The organism is Leadbetterella sp. DM7, from assembly GCF_040829825.2.
GTDB lineage: Bacteria > Bacteroidota > Bacteroidia > Cytophagales > Spirosomataceae > Leadbetterella.
The window spans coordinates 372,058-388,782 of the sequence record NZ_JBFOLH020000001.1 but is presented as its reverse complement, the minus strand read 5'-3'; the positions used below and the strand labels follow the sequence as shown (position 1 = coordinate 388,782).

Annotated in this window: 19 protein-coding genes and 1 riboswitch; of the genes, 8 read left to right on the top strand and 11 right to left on the bottom strand. The window is 49.3% G+C overall.

The window, feature by feature from the left end; all coding sequences use genetic code 11:
- Positions 1-6 precede the first annotated feature (6 nt).
- On the top strand, positions 7-771 hold the full coding sequence (locus AB2U10_RS01635) for an RDD family protein (protein ID WP_367914459.1): 765 nt from the start codon (positions 7-9) through the stop codon (positions 769-771).
- Between the two features lie 108 nt (positions 772-879).
- Here AB2U10_RS01635 and AB2U10_RS01630 read toward each other — a convergent pair whose 3' ends face one another.
- From AB2U10_RS01630 to AB2U10_RS01590, 9 genes are all read right to left on the bottom strand, one after another.
- Complete coding sequence (locus tag AB2U10_RS01630) at positions 880-1,653, bottom strand: nitrilase-related carbon-nitrogen hydrolase (protein ID WP_367914460.1); 774 nt, start codon at positions 1,651-1,653, stop codon at positions 880-882.
- On the bottom strand, positions 1,650-2,222 hold the full coding sequence (def, locus tag AB2U10_RS01625) for a peptide deformylase (RefSeq protein WP_367914461.1): 573 nt from the start codon (positions 2,220-2,222) through the stop codon (positions 1,650-1,652). Before def ends, AB2U10_RS01630 begins: the two co-directional genes overlap by 4 nt.
- 68 nt (positions 2,223-2,290) lie before the next feature.
- A complete protein-coding gene (gene gmd, locus AB2U10_RS01620) occupies positions 2,291-3,391 on the bottom strand; it encodes a GDP-mannose 4,6-dehydratase (protein WP_367914462.1) in 1,101 nt (366 codons plus the stop codon).
- Positions 3,388-3,927, bottom strand: coding sequence for an SPOR domain-containing protein (locus tag AB2U10_RS01615; protein WP_367914463.1), 540 nt, complete (start codon positions 3,925-3,927; stop codon positions 3,388-3,390). Before AB2U10_RS01615 ends, gmd begins: the two co-directional genes overlap by 4 nt.
- Positions 3,928-3,989: 62 nt before the next feature.
- Positions 3,990-4,451 carry a hypothetical protein gene (locus tag AB2U10_RS01610; protein WP_367914464.1) on the bottom strand — a complete coding sequence of 154 codons (462 nt, stop codon included), beginning with the start codon at positions 4,449-4,451 and terminating at the stop codon, positions 3,990-3,992.
- Complete coding sequence (locus tag AB2U10_RS01605) at positions 4,448-5,728, bottom strand: adenylosuccinate synthase (RefSeq protein ID WP_367914465.1); 1,281 nt, start codon at positions 5,726-5,728, stop codon at positions 4,448-4,450. Before AB2U10_RS01605 ends, AB2U10_RS01610 begins: the two co-directional genes overlap by 4 nt.
- Positions 5,729-5,749: 21 nt before the next feature.
- Entirely contained in the window at positions 5,750-6,217 is a 468-nt protein-coding gene (locus AB2U10_RS01600) for a Fur family transcriptional regulator (RefSeq protein ID WP_367914466.1), read from the bottom strand.
- Between the two features lie 96 nt (positions 6,218-6,313).
- Positions 6,314-6,823, bottom strand: coding sequence for a hypothetical protein (locus tag AB2U10_RS01595; RefSeq protein WP_367914467.1), 510 nt, complete (start codon positions 6,821-6,823; stop codon positions 6,314-6,316).
- A gap of 5 nt (positions 6,824-6,828) precedes the next feature.
- On the bottom strand, positions 6,829-9,087 hold the full coding sequence (locus AB2U10_RS01590; RefSeq protein ID WP_367914468.1) for a RelA/SpoT family protein: 2,259 nt from the start codon (positions 9,085-9,087) through the stop codon (positions 6,829-6,831).
- Positions 9,088-9,222: 135 nt separating this feature from the next.
- Positions 9,223-9,290, top strand: a riboswitch (Fluoride riboswitch).
- Positions 9,291-9,319: 29 nt separating this feature from the next.
- Between AB2U10_RS01590 and AB2U10_RS01585 the strand changes: the two genes are divergently transcribed.
- Positions 9,320-10,615: a voltage-gated chloride channel family protein gene (locus AB2U10_RS01585; protein ID WP_367914469.1), complete on the top strand. Its 1,296-nt coding sequence runs from the start codon at positions 9,320-9,322 to the stop codon at positions 10,613-10,615.
- A gap of 36 nt (positions 10,616-10,651) precedes the next feature.
- On the opposite strand, the gene AB2U10_RS01580 is transcribed toward AB2U10_RS01585, so the two are convergent.
- The gene (locus AB2U10_RS01580) at positions 10,652-10,975 is read right to left on the bottom strand and encodes a helix-turn-helix domain-containing protein (RefSeq protein ID WP_367914470.1); all 324 of its coding nucleotides are present in this window, start codon (positions 10,973-10,975) and stop codon (positions 10,652-10,654) included.
- Entirely contained in the window at positions 10,972-11,229 is a 258-nt protein-coding gene (locus tag AB2U10_RS01575) for a type II toxin-antitoxin system RelE/ParE family toxin (RefSeq protein WP_493820085.1), read from the bottom strand. Before AB2U10_RS01575 ends, AB2U10_RS01580 begins: the two co-directional genes overlap by 4 nt.
- A gap of 214 nt (positions 11,230-11,443) precedes the next feature.
- Between AB2U10_RS01575 and AB2U10_RS01570 the strand changes: the two genes are divergently transcribed.
- Genes AB2U10_RS01570 through AB2U10_RS01545 form a run of 6 tightly spaced genes read left to right on the top strand, consistent with a single transcriptional unit; the run spans position 11,444 to position 16,662 of the window.
- Positions 11,444-12,412, top strand: coding sequence for a gliding motility protein GldB-related protein (locus AB2U10_RS01570; RefSeq protein ID WP_367914471.1), 969 nt, complete (start codon positions 11,444-11,446; stop codon positions 12,410-12,412).
- The gene (locus AB2U10_RS01565) at positions 12,413-14,212 is read left to right on the top strand and encodes an ABC transporter ATP-binding protein (RefSeq protein ID WP_367914472.1); all 1,800 of its coding nucleotides are present in this window, start codon (positions 12,413-12,415) and stop codon (positions 14,210-14,212) included.
- Positions 14,209-14,622 carry a Fur family transcriptional regulator gene (locus tag AB2U10_RS01560; protein WP_367914473.1) on the top strand — a complete coding sequence of 138 codons (414 nt, stop codon included), beginning with the start codon at positions 14,209-14,211 and terminating at the stop codon, positions 14,620-14,622. The genes AB2U10_RS01565 and AB2U10_RS01560 overlap by 4 nt, the downstream gene beginning before the upstream one ends.
- 8 nt (positions 14,623-14,630) lie before the next feature.
- Positions 14,631-15,233: a ribosome biogenesis GTP-binding protein YihA/YsxC gene (yihA, locus tag AB2U10_RS01555; protein ID WP_367914474.1), complete on the top strand. Its 603-nt coding sequence runs from the start codon at positions 14,631-14,633 to the stop codon at positions 15,231-15,233.
- A 43-nt stretch (positions 15,234-15,276) separates the two neighbouring features.
- Positions 15,277-16,185: an ROK family protein gene (locus AB2U10_RS01550; protein WP_367914475.1), complete on the top strand. Its 909-nt coding sequence runs from the start codon at positions 15,277-15,279 to the stop codon at positions 16,183-16,185.
- Positions 16,186-16,197: 12 nt separating this feature from the next.
- Positions 16,198-16,662, top strand: coding sequence for a nucleoside deaminase (locus AB2U10_RS01545; RefSeq protein ID WP_367914476.1), 465 nt, complete (start codon positions 16,198-16,200; stop codon positions 16,660-16,662).
- Positions 16,663-16,725 lie beyond the last annotated feature (63 nt).

The window sequence follows — 16,725 nt, the reverse complement described above, 5'->3', positions numbered from 1 at the left end:
GCAGTTATGGATACACTGAAGATTCCTACTTTCCTGAATGTGGAGCTGAGCATTCCACTGGCCGGTACCTGGAAAAGGTATTTTGCCTTTACCATTGACTGGATGTTCAAGGGAGCGTATATACTGCTGATGGCCTATTGGGGGCCGGCTCGCTATGCAGGAGATACTGTGTTGCCGGTTATTGCCCTGTTTTTACCCGTTTACTTTTATTCGTTTTTATCGGAATGGTTTTTTCGTGGACAAACGCCCGGTAAGATGCTGATGAAGATAAAAGTAGCAGGGCCGGATGGCAACCCGCCTTCGGCAGCGCAATGCCTGGTGCGCTGGATATTTCTCTTTGCCGATGCCTATGGCACTCTGCTGCTGGCGTTTATGAATTCATGGGTGGTTGTTTTAACACCTTTCGGCCCGCTGGTGGGTATACTCCGGATAGAGCGTTCGCCCTACCGGCAGCGCTTCGGCGATCTGGCCGCCGGTACCTTTGTGGTCAATACACAGGATGAATATTTCACGGTAGAAGATACCATTTACTCGTATGTGAACCATAAGCAGAATTATGTGGTGACCTACCCTGAGGTGATCCGGTTCTCGGATAAAGACATGACCCTGGTGAAAAACCTGCTGGAAAAATCGGAGCATCATTATGACGAAGAGCTGCTGGATAAGCTTTCCAAACGGATAAAAGAACTTCTGGAAATCAGTTCAGAAGAACCTGATTCCGTATTTTTGAGAAAGCTGCTGAACGATTATAACCATCTGGCGTTGAAGTAGCCCGTGAAGTGGTATTGGCACTTGCCGGGAAAGAATTTGAGAAATACAGGATTATCCGGGATAAGCTTTTTGAAAACGATGTTGACAAAGTTATAAAAGAGCTGAATGTTAATTCCTGAACATCCACTCGTCAGCATCTTCCAGGAAAGGGAATGTCCGGCGGAAATCATGAAGATCCTGCCAGGAGAGAGAAATATCAAAGCGGCCTTTCTGATCACCGGCATCCAGCAGCAGGTCTCCTTTGAAATCAATGACGCAGGAGTCGCCCGAATAATCCAGCCCGTAGCCGTCTGTACCTACCCGGTTTACACCGATCACATAGCACTGGTTTTCAATGGCCCGGGCTTTCAGAAGGGCTTTCCAGGCTTCTTTTCTCACAGCAGGCCAGGAAGCAATGTAGATCAGCACATCGTAATACGGCTTCACATTCCGGCTCCAGACCGGGAAACGGAGATCATAGCAGATCAGCGGCCGGAAGGTCCATTGGCCCAGACCGGTGCGAAGAAGGGTATTGCCCGGCTGAAAGGTCAGGTGCTCTTTGCCATAGGTGAAAAGATGGCGTTTATCATACTGTTCAAAAGAACCGTCCGGGCTCACCCAGAAACCCCGGTTAAAGGCTGCCTGATCCTCAGTGACTGCCACACTGCCGTACACGGCGCAGCTTTGGGCGGCTGCCAGTGTTTTCATCCAGGAAAGAGAAGGGTAAGGCGCCGTTTCCGAGAAATCGCGGGTAAAGCCCGAGGAAAACATTTCGGGAAGAACAACGAGGTCGGTGGAGGGAGAATCTGCCGTAAAATAGCGCTCCGCCAGGCGGTGGTTGGCTTCGGGGTCTTCCCAGGCCAGGTCTTCCTGCAGGAGCGCTATGTTTAAGAGAGGTTTCAAAGAAACTTCATTTTGTAGTCGGCGTCTACGATTCCCTTCTGGATCATGCCCAGCTTTTTCTTAAGCATCTGTTTTTTCAGGGGAGCGAGGTGGTCGGTGAAAAGTACGCCTTCAATGTGGTCGTACTCGTGCTGGATAATACGGGCAGCCATTCCCTTGAAGGTATCGGTGTGCTCTACCCAGTCGGTATCGTAGTAACGAATGGTGATAACGGGTTTCCGGTAAACATCCGCCCGTACACCCGGAATGCTCAGGCAGCCTTCTTCATACCCCCAGGGTTCGCCGGTTTCTTCAAGGATACGGGCGTTGATGAAGGTTTTCTTAAAGCCCACCAGGTCGGGGTCAATATCTTCTTCTGTCTCAGCCCCGTTATTGATCACTTCGCCGTCTACCACGAAGATCCGGTAAGCCAGGTTTACCTGCGGGCCGGCCAGGCCTACCCCGGAGGCGCTGTGCATGGTTTCAAACATATTATCAGAGATCTGCTTCACGTCCAGCTCACCCGGGGTGATGTCGGTACATTTTTTTCGTAAGACAGATGCTCCGTATCCTATGATGGGATAGATCATATCAGTTAAATTGAAAAATGAATAATTGAATTCAATTATCCGGATTGACAAACTTTCCCTTACGGGTTTTAGTCTACTTTAATGCCCGCTTTATTATAGGCAGGCCGGTTTCTGAAATATTCCAGGTCAGCCGTTACCATTTCATCAATGAGGCCGGCCAGGTCGTATTTCGGTTGCCAGTTCAGTTTGGTTTTTGCCTTGGTCGGATCACCGATAAGCAATTCCACTTCTGTAGGCCGGTAATATATGGGATCTACGGCCAATACCTTTTTACCAACGGGCAGCTGGTAATCGGGATGGGCGCAGGCCGTCACGTAAGCTTCTTCTTTTTCTTCTTTTCCTTTGAATTCAAGGGAGATCCCTGCTTTTTCAAATGCCATCCTGACAAAGTCACGAACGGTGGTGGTAATACCGGTGGCAATCACGAAGTCTTCCGGCTGCTCCTGCTGCAGGATAAGCCACATGGCCTCAATATAGTCACGGGCATGCCCCCAGTCGCGTTTGGCATCGAGGTTCCCCAGGTAAAGGCAATCGTCCTGTCCGAGAGCGATCTGTGCCACTGCACGGGTAATTTTACGGGTCACGAAGGTCTCGCCCCGCAGCGGTGATTCGTGGTTAAAGAGAATACCGTTGCAGGCGTACATGTTGTATGCTTCACGGTAATTAACGGTTATCCAGTACCCGTAAAGCTTGGCCACGGCGTACGGAGAGCGGGGATAGAACGGTGTTTTTTCCGACTGCGGTACTTCCTGCACCAGGCCGTATAACTCAGAGGTGGAGGCCTGGTAAATCCGGGTTTTTTCAATAAGGCCCAGCAGGCGTACGGCTTCCAGTATACGGAGGGTGCCTATACCGTCTACCTGGGCGGTATATTCGGGCTCGTCAAAGCTCACTTTCACGTGCGACATGGCGCCCAGGTTATAGATCTCGTCCGGTTGTACTTCCTGTATAATCCGGATGATGTTGGTAGAGTCACTCAGGTCGCCGTAATGCAGCTTAAAGTGAATATTACTTTCGTGCAGATCCCTGTACAGGTGATCTATCCTGTCGGTGTTAAATAAAGAGGCTCTTCTTTTAATGCCGTGTACTTCGTATCCTTTCTGGAGAAGGAATTCGGCCAGGTAGGCCCCGTCTTGTCCGGTTATCCCGGTAATTAATGCTTTTTTCACTTCGAGTTCAGTGCCTTTTTTATGTTTATTTTTTCATTCACTATGCGTGTCGTTCCAAACCTCTGCCGGAGTAAGCCGCTGTACTTTTCGGCATCCTGGTAGTAAAGAAAGTCACCTGCCCGGATCCGGTAGGTGGGCTGACTGTACGACTCATAAATTTCCAGCTGCGGGAAATTCCTGAGCAGGTAGCTTTTGGCATTTTCAAAGTCGGCCCGTGAATTGCCCGAAAAAACCTGGATCCTGAATCCCTGACCGTTGTTAAAAGTCTTGTTATGCTCAATGATCTTATCGAGTGAAGCATTCACTTTCTCGTTGTCATCTGAAAAAGCCACATTAACGGGTTCTGCTTTGCCCGTTTCCTTTCCGTCAGCCGCTTTTCCATCGGTTTCCAGGTCGTCATATTGAGGAAGAAGATGGCGTATATCTTCCGAATAGCCGGAAACCTGCCCTGAAGAGCCGCTTCCGGAGGGAGTTGTCCTTTTCGCACAGGCCGTTGCGGAAAGGATTACCAGTACAAATAAGAAATTCCTTAGCATATCGACTCCATTATAACGGAAGGTGCAAAATTAGCAATATGTTACGGGAATAAAAAAGATAATCAGCTCAGGCCGAACATTTCTTTCAGTGCAGCCCATAAATTCCGCTTCTCACCGGCCAGGTTGCGGCCTACCATAGTGAGGGGATCTGCCAGGAGAATTTTTTTGCCGGCATGAGCAGCCAACCGGTATTTTACCGGCTTTTCGGTCCATTGAAGCACTTCTGAAAAATCACCGAAAGTGATCACCTGCTCTACCCGGCCGAGGGTTTGCAGGTCGTATTCGGGGAACTGCTGCTGGTGCAGCACTTCTATATCATCCGGGGTAACTCCCACTGAGGCCATGATCCTGGTGAGCAGCTCCCGGTCGGCATCGGGTAAGAAATCAACCAGGATAAGCGTACGTTTTTCCGGGTTTTTCCGGGGCGGAAGCACGGGCGGCTTAGCTTCTTCAGCAGCTACCGGGCCCTTCAGGTTAAAAAGGGTCTCGCCGGTAAATACAAAAGAAGCTAAGGCTCGGTTCATAATCCGGATTTTCTGGCCAGCGTGGCATTCCTGTCCGGGCCGGTAGAAACAAACGTAATGGGGGTGTTAAGTTCGCGTTCGAGGTAAGCGGTATAGGCTTTGAGCGCATCAGGCATGTCTTCGAATGAGGTAATGCCCTCCAGCGACTGCTTCCAGCCCGGCAGGGTGACGTATACCGGCTTCAGCGGGGTATCGGTCATGTCGTAAGGCAGCTCGTCGGTGATGGTGCCGTCAGGCAGCTCATAGTGCGTACATACGCTTATCTCATCAAAGATATTTAGCACGTCTACCTTCATCATCACCAGCTGGGTAACCCCGTTCAGCATGATAGAGTATTTCAGGGTAGGCAGGTCTATCCAGCCGCATCTTCTCGGTCTTCCGGTGGTGCTGCCGAACTCCCGGCCTTCCTGGCGCATTCTCTCACCGGTTTCGTCAAGCAGCTCGGTAGGGAAAGGCCCTGAGCCCACACGGGTACAGTAGGCCTTGAATATGCCGTATACGTCGTTGATCTTAGACGGTGAAACCCCCAGGCCGGAGCAAACCCCGGCAGCCGTAGTATTGGAGCTGGTGACAAAAGGGTACGAGCCGAAATCAATGTCCAGCAGGGAGCCCTGGGCTCCTTCTGCCAGCACCCGGGTGCCGGGTTCGGCCAGCTTTTTGTTGATCAGGTATTCGCTTTCAATAAGATTAAAGCCTTTGATAAATTCCAGGGCCCGGAAGAACTCCTGCTCGGCTTCCGCGAGGTCGTATTCAAACCGGTAAAAGTCCAGCATTCTTTTATGCGACTCCACCAGCTTGTTGTATTTGTCTTTGAATGAAGGCGACAGGGCGTCACCGAGGCGCAGGCCCTGGCGTGATACTTTGTCGGCATAAGCCGGGCCTATGCCTTTCAGGGTAGAGCCGATTTTGGCTTCCGCCTTGGCTTTTTCCGACGCGGCATCGAGCAGCCGGTGCGACGGAATGATAATGGCTGTTTTTTTGGAAATGAACAGGGTTTTGCTGAAATTGATCTGGTAAGGAGCAAGGGCCTCTATTTCCTTTTTAAAGATAATGGGATCCAGTACTACTCCGTTTCCGATAATGTTTATGCTGTCGGGCCGGAAGATACCCGAAGGTATCTGGTGTAAAACATGTTTTTTTCCTTCAAATTCGAGCGTGTGCCCGGCGTTGGGACCGCCCTGAAAACGGGCTACCACTTTGTACTCCGGAGCCAGAACATCCACAATCTTCCCTTTACCTTCATCTCCCCATTGAAGGCCTAGCAGAATATCAACCATTTTTGAAACCAGTTATTTAATTTATTTGCCAATTTTGTTTTCACATTCTGAATTACGGCAAGAGCCGTAAAAAATCAGGGAATGGTGTAAAACGTTGAAATTCAAATGATCACCCACCATGTTTTGAATGGATTGAACCCGGGGGTCACAGAATTCCAAAACTTTGTTGCAATCTAGGCAAATTAAGTGGTCATGTTGCTTAAATCCGTAGGATTTTTCATATTGTGCCAGATTCTTCCCGAACTGGTGTTTGGTCACCAGGTCGCACTCTACCAGCAGATCCAAGGTATTGTAAACCGTAGCGCGGCTCACCTGGTATTTCTTGTTTTTCATGGAAATATACAGATCTTCCACATCAAAGTGATCGTCTCTGCTGTAGATCTCTTCGAGAATGGCGTAGCGCTCGGGAGTTTTCCGAAGTTGTTTGTTTTCCAGATATGCCGTAAAAATTTGCTTTACCGCCTGAATATTATTTTTTTCAGCGATCATATATAATTTTATATAGATGGTCTTACAAAATTAATAATTAAGTACTTAGAATTGATCTAAATATCTGCATGTTATTGGTCAGAGGGCTTACGGGGTTTAAAACGACAGCTTTAAGCCCAGCCGGCCTTCTTTGTTCAGGCCAACGCTTGTGGTAAGGGCATCGTGCTTTTTCTTTTTGTTGTATAAATCAACCGACTGCTCCTTTTTGTCGCTGCCGAATTCCATCAGGCAGACCCCGGCTGCCAGCAGGGCTACCCCGCCCAGGGCGTTTGCCACCGGCCTTTTAAAGTAGGAGTACTCCACATTATCAATAACGGTGGTCTTTTTTACCCCTATGAGGGCATTAATGCTGAGGGCAAGGCCGGCAACAGAAACGGCAGCCCCCGCCGGGGTCAGAACCCGGGCGTGCTTCATCTGCCTTTCGGCGTCGTAGGCTTTTGATTTTGCATAGAGATCATAAAGCATGGAATTGTTCTGCCTGATCCCCTGCCGGTAGGCTGTTGAAGTAAAAACCCTCCTTTTTACGGTAAGCGTATCCGAGGTTTCCTGGGCAGCCAGCTCTGCGGATAAAAACAGGAGTAATGAAAGAATTATGCGTTTATTCATTCGGGTTATGCGGTTTCATCTCTTGATACATTGCTGACGCCTTCTATGATCTCAAGGCGGTGAAGAAGCTCATCCAGGTGTTTGGTGTCAAAAACGTAAACTTTGATTTTTCCCTCAAATATACCATCAAAAGTTTCAACAGAAATACCCCGCATATTAATATGAAGCTCATTGGAGATAACTTTTGAAATGTCCTGGATCAGTCCTACCCGGTCTATACCATTCAACTTAATAGTGACCAGGTATGATTTTTCAATCTGGCTGGCCCAGCGGGCCTTGATTACCCGGTTGCCGTAATTGGAAAGCAGCTGGTGGGCATTGGGACAGCTGTTCCGGTGAATTTTTATGCCTTCGTTGATGGTCAGGAAACCGAAAACATTATCACCTGGAATGGGGTTGCAGCAGCGCGCCAGGGTATAGTCAATCTGCTGCATGTCGTCACCGATCAGCAGCGTGTCATTTCCCTGAACTTTCTTAAATTCCCGCTCAAAAGATTTGGCATCTTTGAACGCCTTCTCATCAAGCTCAATTTTTTTCTGCCGGTTGGCCTGGGCTTCTTTTTCTTTTTTGAACTTGCTGATCTCGTCAGGCAGGTTATGCCCTTTGCCAAAGGCATAGAAGAGGTCGTTGTAATCTTTTTTGTTGAAGTAGGCCCGGAGCTGGTTGATCGTCTCCAGGTTATTTTCCATGCCCAGGTTTTTCAGCTTCCGGGCAATGATCTCTTTTCCTTCACTGATATAGCCCTTGTTAAATTCTTTCAGGAGGTCTTTGATACGGGCTTTGGCTTTAGAGGTCACCACAAAACGCAGCCAGTCTTCTGATGGTTTCTGGTTTTTGGTGGTCAGGATTTCCACCTGGTCGCCGCTCTGGAGCACATGGCTGATCGGCATAAGGGTGCCGTTTACCTTACCGGCGGTGCACCTTCTGCCGATTTCGGTATGAATATCAAAAGCGAAATCAAGTACAGTAGCTCCTTTCCGGAGCACTTTCAGGTCACCTTTGGGGGTGAAAATGAAAATTTCTTCGTTAAAGAGGTTGCTCTGGAAATCTTCAATAAACTCAATGGCCGAAGAGTCGCCGCTTTCCAGCGTATCGCGCACCTGGTTGATCCACTGATCCAGGGGTTTGTCGAGCGAGGTGCTGTTGCCCTTGTATTTCCAGTGGGCAGCATAACCTTTTTCAGCTATTTCATCCATACGCTCGGTTCGGATCTGTACTTCCACCCACACCCCTGCGTTGCTCATAACGGTGGTATGGAGCGATTCATACCCGTTAGACCGGGGCGTGGAGATCCAGTCTTTCAGGCGGTCGGGATTAGGGCGGTATTCGTCCGTAACAATAGAATACGCCTGCCAGCAGGCGGCTTTTTCCTTGTCTTTTTCGTCAATGGGAATCCCCTTCAGGATAATCCGGATGGCGAAAAGGTCATAAATGCCCTCAAAAGGGATATTGGTGTTCTGCAGCTTTTTCCAGATCGAATAAATGTGCTTGGGCCGGCCCTTGATGTAAAAATCCAGGCTGGCCTCTTCCAGCCTTTTTTTGATGGGCTTCATGAAATTGTCGATGAGCCTTTTTCTTGAAGCCTTGCTGGAACTCAGCTTGGCGGTGATGTCTTTGAACTCCTCGGGGTGGGTATACTTCAGGTACAGGTCTTCCAGCTCCGACTTGATCTGGTACAACCCCAGGCGGTGCGCCAGGGGCGCATAGATATAAATGGTTTCATTGGAAATCTTGAGCTGCGAGTTCCTGGCCATGCTGTCCAGCGTACGCATGTTGTGGAGGCGGTCGGCCAGCTTGATCAGGATCACGCGCACATCCTGCGAGAGTGTCAGGAGCATTTTCCGGAAGTTCTCGGCCTGTGCCGACTGGGTTTGCTCGAAGCTTTCGCTGATTTTGGTGAGCCCGTCGATAATCTGCGCTACTTTCGGGCCGAAATCCTTCTCGATATCTTTCAGCGTAATGCTGGTGTCTTCCACCACATCATGGAGCAATGCGCAGACCAGCGAAGTGGGGCCCAGACCGATTTCCTCCACGCAGATCAGGGCTACTTCAAGCGGATGATAAATGTAGGGCTCGCCCGACTTGCGCCGCATTTCCTTATGTGCATCCATACTGACCGATAAGGCCTTCCGGATCATTTTGGCATCGCCGTCTTTAATAAGGCTTTTGGCGGCCTTCAGGATCTTCCTGTAGCGCTTGGCAATCTCTTTCTTCTCGGATTCGGAATAGTATTCCGTAGTCACTTTCTCTGTTTCCACATTCATTTTCGTATCGCGGATTAACTCACAGCACGTAAGTTTGAAATATCCTGTGTAAGTTACAAAAAAAATCTGTAATTATTGCGGGTAAAGGGGTTTTCTTTGTTACATACTCCGATATAATTTCATATTTTTGCAGCAGATAAAAAAGGAAATGGTGTTCTTCCTTACCCAACCGCTTCTCCGGAGCTGATGACGCCTGATTAATTAAATGTTAACCAATTTAATCAGGCCTCTTATGTCTAAATCATTCGGTAAAAAAGCAAAGATCTCTACTCAATTCTTTTTCCGGAAATATCCGGCCTTCCCGTATATTCTTAAATGGACAGGCATTTCCCTGGTTATCGGTGCCTGCATTGGCAGTGCTTCCGCCGGTTTTCTCATTTCACTCGATTGGGCCACCCATTTTCGGGAAAGCCACTTGTGGCTGATCGCCTTACTGCCGGTGGGCGGGTTCCTGGTGGGCCTGCTTTATTATTATTTCGGACAAGAGGCAGAAACCGGGAATAATCTCCTGATTGATACCATTCACCGCCCGGAGAAGGTGGTTCCGTTCCGTATGGCCCCGCTGGTGTATATCGGAACCATTGTTACGCATTTTTTCGGAGGCTCGGCAGGCCGGGAAGGTACGGCTTTGCAGATGGCCGGTGCCATTGCCGACCAGTTCTCGAAGCCGTTCCGGCTTTCTTCCGGCGACAGGGTCCTGCTGATGATTTCAGCCATTGCCGGGGGCTTTGGTTCTATATTCGGCACACCGCTGGCGGGCACGCTGTTTGGCCTGGAGTTTTTCCTGATCGGCCGGATCCGCTACAATGCCATTTTCCCGGCATTGATGACCGCCGTTATTGCCGACCGGGTTACCCGGCTCTGGCAGGCCCGTCATACGCATTATTCGATCAGCCTGGTCCCGGATATTTCATTTGTCAACATCATTTATGCAGTCATTGCGGGTGTGTTTTTCGGATTATGTGCCGCTACGTTCAGTAAATTAATTCATCGCACCAGCCGGTTTTTTAAAGCAAAAATCGCTTATCCGCCGTTGCGCCCGGTAGCCGGCGGGATTATTGTGGCCCTGGCTGTGTGGATGATGGGTACCCCCCAATACATCGGCCTGGGTATTCCTACCATACTCAGCGCTTTTGAGCAGCCCCTGCCGGCCTATGATTTTGCCCTGAAAATGATCTTTACCATCATTACGCTGTCGGCCGGTTTTAAAGGCGGAGAGGTGACACCCCTGTTTTTTATTGGGGCTACACTGGGAAGCTCCCTGGCCTTTTTTATCCCTTTACCGGTAGGGCTCCTGGCCGGAATGGGATTTGTGGCGGTATTTGCCGGCGCTACCAATACGCCCATTGCCTGCAGCTTAATGGCCCTGGAGCTGTTCGGTGCCGAATGCGGCGTATATGTGGCCCTGGCCTGCGTGGTTTCCTATCTGCTATCCGGGCATAACAGTATTTACAGCAAACAGGTTATCGGTGAGCCCAAGCATGAGCGGTTTTCGTTCCTGGAGGGGAAGCGGCTGAATGAGTTGTAGGGCCGGAAATCGCTTTTGAATAGGCGGATTGATTGATTATTGTGCTATAGAAACTCCATTGTTTAAAAGTTCCACGTTGAAGTTTACTTTTGCATTGAGTGCTTTGAAAACTCTCAGCAATGTTTCCATAGTAATATTGGTAGTGTTGTTTTCCAGTTTTGATATCTGCGCCCGTTGAACCCCTATAAGCCTGCCCAGCTCTTCCTGGGTGAGGTTTCTTTCCAACCTGACTTTACGTATGATATCTCCAAGGATTTCCAGCTGAAGCTCCTGCTCATAAGCAGTTCTTTTATCCGTTCCGATTTTACCGATAAACTCATCTTTTATCTGGCTAAAAGTGAACATTTTTAACTCTTTCATTTTTTTCTGTTGTTTTTTAACTCAAAATAATTCAGCCTTATTTGCTGGGCCCTTTTTATTTCTTTTTCAGGGACTTTGGCGGTTTTCTTTACGATCCCATGCGTTGCCAGTACCAAAGTGTTGTGTTTGTTTTCTTTATCCCAGAATGTAAAAATCCGGTAATACGTTTTATTGTAAAAAGTTCTGAACTCCCAGATTTCATCTTTTAGTTTTTTGAATAATTCCTTGTCAAGGGTTGCTTTTGCCTTATCGATATTAAAGATAATTTTATCGCGGCTTTTTCATCTAATTGTAAGAGAAACTCTCTGGCTTCGGTCAGGAATATAATTTCAAATTTCATAAACGCTGTGTGTTTCCATACAAAGATACAAATTCTTTTGAAAAGACCAAGTATTTGCTTCCGTAAATTTGTTTTGCCACCATTCGCCATTAAATCCGTAAATTTGCGTTTTATAATTTTACACAGAGATGTTTAAAAGAGTGTTCCTGTTGCTGCTGGCCGCTGTGGTGTTCGGATGCGGCAGGGGGTCGGATACGCCGGAGGCTGCGGTAACCATTGAACGGTTTGACCGGCAGCTCATGGACGTGAAGTCGGAAGCAGAACTTAAAAAGCTGCTGGAAGAGAACCGTTCGGTATGTGATCTGCTGTTTGGGGCCTCTCCGTCTGATACGTCTTTCACGGGCGATGTTTTTCACATGACACAGCATGCTGACGCCCGGAAGCTTTACGGGCAGGTAGGGGAAACTTTCGGTGATCTGAAGGCTATGGAGCAGAGCTTTGCCCGGGCGTTTGGTGAGATCCGGAGGCTGTATCCCGATTTCACACCGCCCCGTATTGTGGCCGGCTTCAGCGGGCTCAGGAATGATATGGCGGTGACCGACTCGCTGGTGGTCATATCGCTTGAGTCGTTCATCGGTCCCAAAGCCCTCTACCGGCCCGACCAGCCCGAATACATGCTGCGGCGGTTTGCCCCGGAGTATATAGTGCCCAATGTGATCCGGTTCTTATCCAACCGCTTTAATAAAACAGACTTCAGCAACGACTCCTTCACGGCCGACATGATCTTTTTCGGGAAGTCGCTGGAATTCAGCCGTGCCGTGCTGCCGCATGTAGAAGACTCTCTCCTTATCGGCTATACCAACCGGGAAATGCAGAATGCCTATGAGCACCAGGACGTGATCTGGGCGCATGTCATAGAGCGGGAGCTGCTGAACAGTAAGAACCCGGCGGTAAATGTCCGGTATTTCGGCGAAAGGCCGTATATGGGAGAGATCGGGCCCGATTGCCCCGGCCGCATAGGCCAGTGGCTGGGATGGAGAATAGTAGAGATGTACCGGATGAACCATCCGGAGGTAAGCATCCCGGAATTAATGCAAAATGAAGATGCCCAGGCTATTTTGAGAGGCTCAAAATACCGCGGCCAAAAAGACAAATAAATGACAAACCCTTCCTCTGAAAACAACAAGCCCCGGCTCAGCCTTAAGGGCATGAAAGAAGCCTTAAAGCTTTTCCGGTTTTTAAGCCCTTATAAAGCACTGTACCTGGTCGGTATGGTGATGCTGGTATTTTCTACTCTCACTACATTGCTGTTTCCTATCCTGGTTGGTGAAATGACCAAGGTGCTGGAGGGGAAATCGGGCTTCAGCCTGAACCAGGTGGCCATGGTATTTGGTATAGTTTTGCTTTCACAAGGTGTTTTTTCCTATTTCCGGGTGGTGTTCTTTGCTGTGGTCAGTGAAAAGGCAACGGCCGACATCCGTAAGCTGGTCTACAAAAAAATTATTACCACGTCGATTCCCTTTTTTGAAAACAACCGGGTGGGCGATCTTATCAGCCGCCTGTCGTCAGATGTAGCGGCCATACAGAACGTGCTGACTACCACGGTGGCCGAGTTTTTCCGGCAGATCGCTACGCTGGTACTGGGCCTGGCCTACCTGTTTTACGTTTCGTGGCAGCTTACGTTGTTTATGCTGGCCACTTTCCCGGTTACGGTACTGGCGGCGCTGATATTCGGCCGGTTTGTGCGCCGCTTGTCGCGCGAGGTGCAGGCCCGGCTGGCGGAGGCCAATATTGTGGTCGATGAAAGCTTTCAGTCGGTTTCTACCGTAAAAGCCTATACCAATGAGAAGCTGGAATACAACCGCTATTCCGGCCTGATCGGTGAAGTGGTGAAGCTTTCGATCAAGCTGGCCCGTTACCGGGGTATTTTCATCTCGTTTTTTATTGTAGGATTATTCGGCGGGGTCTGCCTGGTGATCTGGTTTGGTGGTAACCTGGTGCTCGAAGGGCACCTGATCCTCTCAGACCTGGTGGCTTTCCTGCTGCAGTCGCTGTTTATAGCCGGCTCACTGGCAGGCCTGGGCGAAATCTATGCGTCGGTACAGCGTTCTATCGGGGCATCGGAGCGGTTGTTTGAGATCCTGGAAGAGCCTTCGGAAGTAGATATGGACGACGAACCGCAGCGCTTGAGGTATAAAGGAGAGATCCGTTTCCGGGATGTATGCTTTTCGTACCCGTCCAGAAAAGATGTCCCGGTTCTTAAAGATATTGATCTTTCTGTCCCGGCAGGGCAGAAGATAGCCCTGGTGGGGCATTCAGGGGCCGGGAAATCCACCATTGTACAGCTCCTGATGAAATACTATCCCCTCGAAGAAGGGGATATCCTGATGGACGGGAAAAGCATAAGCGAGATCAATGTTACCGAGCTGCGAAGCAATATGGCCATTGTTCCGCAGGAGGTGCTGCTTTTCGGCGGCTCTATCCGGGAAAACATTGAATACGGTAAGCCCGGCGCTACAGAAGAAGAAATCAGGGAAGCGGCCCGTAAGGCCAATGCCCTCGAATTCATTGACCGGTTCCCGGAAGGGTTGGAGACCCGTGTGGGCGAGCGGGGAATCAAGCTTTCGGGCGGACAGAAGCAGCGGATCGCCATTGCCCGGGCTATCCTGAAAGACCCGGCCGTACTGATCCTGGATGAAGCCACCAGCGCACTGGATTCGCACTCCGAGCGGCTGATCCAGGAGGCTTTGAAAGAGCTGATGAAAAACCGGACCTCCATTATTATAGCGCACCGGCTGGCCACGATTCAGCATGTTGACCGCATTTATGTTCTGGAAGAAGGCCGCATTGTGGAATCCGGAACCCATGAAAATTTGTTATCTGATTCAGAGGGCGTTTATGCGCAGCTGGTTAAGATGCAATTTGATGTTCTCGTAAACCCTAAAGAAAAGGTATGAGTGAGCTGAATGAAATACTGAAAAGCACCGGGCTGCGGGTAACCGAAACCCGGCAGGTGATCCTGGAACGTTTCCGGGAGAAAACCGCTGCCATTTCGCAGAGCGATATGGAAAACGAGCTGGGCGACGACATTGACCGGGTAACCGTTTACCGGACACTGAAAACCTTTGTGGAAAAAGGGATCATCCATAAAATACTGGACGATAAAGGCGGGGTCAAATATGCTTTGTGCAAAGAAGAGTGCCATCCCGGGCATCATCACCATGATCACCTGCATTTCAAATGCTCGGTGTGCCAGGAAACCACCTGTCTTGAAAACCACCTGATCCCCGAAATCAGCCTGCCCGAAGGTTACCAAAAAGAAGAAGTGAATATCCTGGTGCAGGGGATATGCCCGAATTGTAAATAAAGTCACGTATGTACCAGATTAAAAGCGCCGTTTTCAGCAAGAGTTCCACCAAAATAGAGCAGTGCCCGCAGGACAACCTGCCGGAAATTGCCTTTATCGGGAGATCCAATGTAGGAAAATCTTCCCTGATCAATATGCTGACAGGGGTAAAAAACCTGGCCAAGACCTCCTCCACGCCGGGAAAGACCCAGCTGATCAATCACTACCTGGTAGATAATGCCTGGTACCTGGTTGACCTCCCCGGCTACGGCTACGCCAAGGTGCCGTTGTCTGAAAAAGCCAAATGGGAAAAGATGACCTGGGACTATATCCTGGAGCGAAAAACCCTCCTGTATGTTTTTGTGCTGGTAGATATCCGGGTAAGTCCGCAGAAAAGCGACCTTGAGTTTATCCGGAAACTGGGGGAAAACGGGATTGCCATTAAAATAATTTTTACGAAAGAAGATAAAGTGAAAACAATGGAAGGGCAACGCAATATAACCGCTTTCAGAGAGGCACTTAGCCGGGATTGGGGCATACTTCCGGAGTATTTTATTACCTCTTCCGAGAAGAAAAGCGGGAAAATTGAAATGCTCGGATTAATTGAAGAGATTGTATTCAGTAGTTTTTAAATTATTTTAATATATATTTGTGTTCTACAGTAACAACTAAATAATGGCGACAGAATACCTTGGAATAGATATTGGAGGAACAAATGTAAAAATGGGAATCGTAGATTCCGAAACAGGTAATATTAAGAACTTCTATAGTCATGAGACCAGCTCATGGCGGGCCTCCGGGAGGTTTGTGGAGCGCCTGGGCGATGCCATTGTGCTTCAGCTGAAAGAAAACCCGGAAGTAAAGAAAGTGGGTATCGGCGTACCCGGCCTGATTACCAGAGACCGGAATACCCTCGTAGAGATCACGGCTATCCCGGAAACCAACGGTATTCACATCATCCCGGTATTAAAAGATCGGTTCCCGGACCATGATTTTTTCCTGGAAAATGATGCCAATGCAGCGGCATTGGGCGAATATTATTTCGGAGAAGAGAAGCTTCCCGAAGATTACATCTTTGTTACCCTGGGTACCGGTGTGGGCGGTGCGGCCATTATTGACAAGCGGGTGTTCAAAGGCGGGGGCGGTAACGCTATGGAGCCCGGTCACATGCCTTCAGAGAACGGGAAAGTGCTGGAGAGGAATATCGGTAAAAATGAGCTCCTTGACATGGCCAACAGAATGCGCAGCGAATTTACCGGTGAAACGAAGCTCCCGGCCGACGGCAGCATTTCTACCACCGGACTCGTAGCGGCCGCTTCAGAAGGCGATGAGCTGGCACTGAAGATCTTTGATAAGGTAGGCTCGCTGCTGGGCGATGGCCTGGTGAGCATGATCCGTATCCTGGATATCACCACTGTATTGATCGGCGGAGGACTTTCGGCTTCTTTTGAATACATCATGCCGGCCGTTAACCGCCAGCTGCATTACTGGCTGACACCTTATTATACCAAAACGCTGGACATCCGCCGGGCTACACTGGCCAATGATGCCGGCCTGCTGGGAGCAGCCAGCCTTTGTTTTTAAGCCGTTTTGATTTTGGCAAAAAATGCATACCCGGTATTCTCGCATGAATACTTCATGCATAAAGCACTTGTGCTGGCAGAAGAGGCATTTCAGCAGGATGAGATACCCGTGGGAGCTATTGTAGTGGCTGACGGGAAGAAGATTATCGGGAAAGGCTACAACCAGACCGAGAAGCTGACGGATGTTACCGCACATGCCGAAATGCTGGCCCTTTCTGCCGCTTCCAACTTTTTAGGCGGAAAATATCTCAAAGATTGTACTTTGTACGTTACTTTAGAACCCTGCCTGATGTGCGCGGGCGCTTTGGCCTGGTCGCAGATCAGTACGGTGGTTTACGGAGCCTCCGATGCCAAACGGGGATTTTCTCTCTGGTCGCCGGGTGTTCTGCATCCGAAAACCAACCTGATTTCCGGGGTGCTGGCTGATGAAGCCGGTCAGCTGATGAAGGCGTTCTTTAAGAAGCTGAGACCCGGGTAAGAAGACACGGTGAAGGGGAACGGATTAAAGAATGGGGTTGTTTTATAAGTAATACAGATTCAA

What these genes read in the sequence shown, in the direction of transcription:
- AB2U10_RS01600 (WP_367914466.1), bottom strand. Translation starts at nt 6,217, where the DNA reads ATGATCGCTGAAAAAAATAATATTCAGGCGGTAAAGCAAATTTTTACG.
- AB2U10_RS01580 (WP_367914470.1), bottom strand. Translation starts at nt 10,975, where the DNA reads ATGAAAGAGTTAAAAATGTTCACTTTTAGCCAGATAAAAGATGAGTTT.
- AB2U10_RS01590 (WP_367914468.1), bottom strand. Translation starts at nt 9,087, where the DNA reads ATGAATGTGGAAACAGAGAAAGTGACTACGGAATACTATTCCGAATCC.
- AB2U10_RS01565 (WP_367914472.1), top strand. Translation starts at nt 12,413, where the DNA reads ATGACAAACCCTTCCTCTGAAAACAACAAGCCCCGGCTCAGCCTTAAG.
- AB2U10_RS01560 (WP_367914473.1), top strand. Translation starts at nt 14,209, where the DNA reads ATGAGTGAGCTGAATGAAATACTGAAAAGCACCGGGCTGCGGGTAACC.
- def (WP_367914461.1), bottom strand. Translation starts at nt 2,222, where the DNA reads ATGATCTATCCCATCATAGGATACGGAGCATCTGTCTTACGAAAAAAA.
- AB2U10_RS01615 (WP_367914463.1), bottom strand. Translation starts at nt 3,927, where the DNA reads ATGCTAAGGAATTTCTTATTTGTACTGGTAATCCTTTCCGCAACGGCC.
- AB2U10_RS01605 (WP_367914465.1), bottom strand. Translation starts at nt 5,728, where the DNA reads ATGGTTGATATTCTGCTAGGCCTTCAATGGGGAGATGAAGGTAAAGGG.
- AB2U10_RS01595 (WP_367914467.1), bottom strand. Translation starts at nt 6,823, where the DNA reads ATGAATAAACGCATAATTCTTTCATTACTCCTGTTTTTATCCGCAGAG.
- AB2U10_RS01635 (WP_367914459.1), top strand. Translation starts at nt 7, where the DNA reads ATGGATACACTGAAGATTCCTACTTTCCTGAATGTGGAGCTGAGCATT.
- yihA (WP_367914474.1), top strand. Translation starts at nt 14,631, where the DNA reads ATGTACCAGATTAAAAGCGCCGTTTTCAGCAAGAGTTCCACCAAAATA.
- AB2U10_RS01570 (WP_367914471.1), top strand. Translation starts at nt 11,444, where the DNA reads ATGTTTAAAAGAGTGTTCCTGTTGCTGCTGGCCGCTGTGGTGTTCGGA.
- AB2U10_RS01550 (WP_367914475.1), top strand. Translation starts at nt 15,277, where the DNA reads ATGGCGACAGAATACCTTGGAATAGATATTGGAGGAACAAATGTAAAA.
- AB2U10_RS01585 (WP_367914469.1), top strand. Translation starts at nt 9,320, where the DNA reads ATGTCTAAATCATTCGGTAAAAAAGCAAAGATCTCTACTCAATTCTTT.
- AB2U10_RS01610 (WP_367914464.1), bottom strand. Translation starts at nt 4,451, where the DNA reads ATGAACCGAGCCTTAGCTTCTTTTGTATTTACCGGCGAGACCCTTTTT.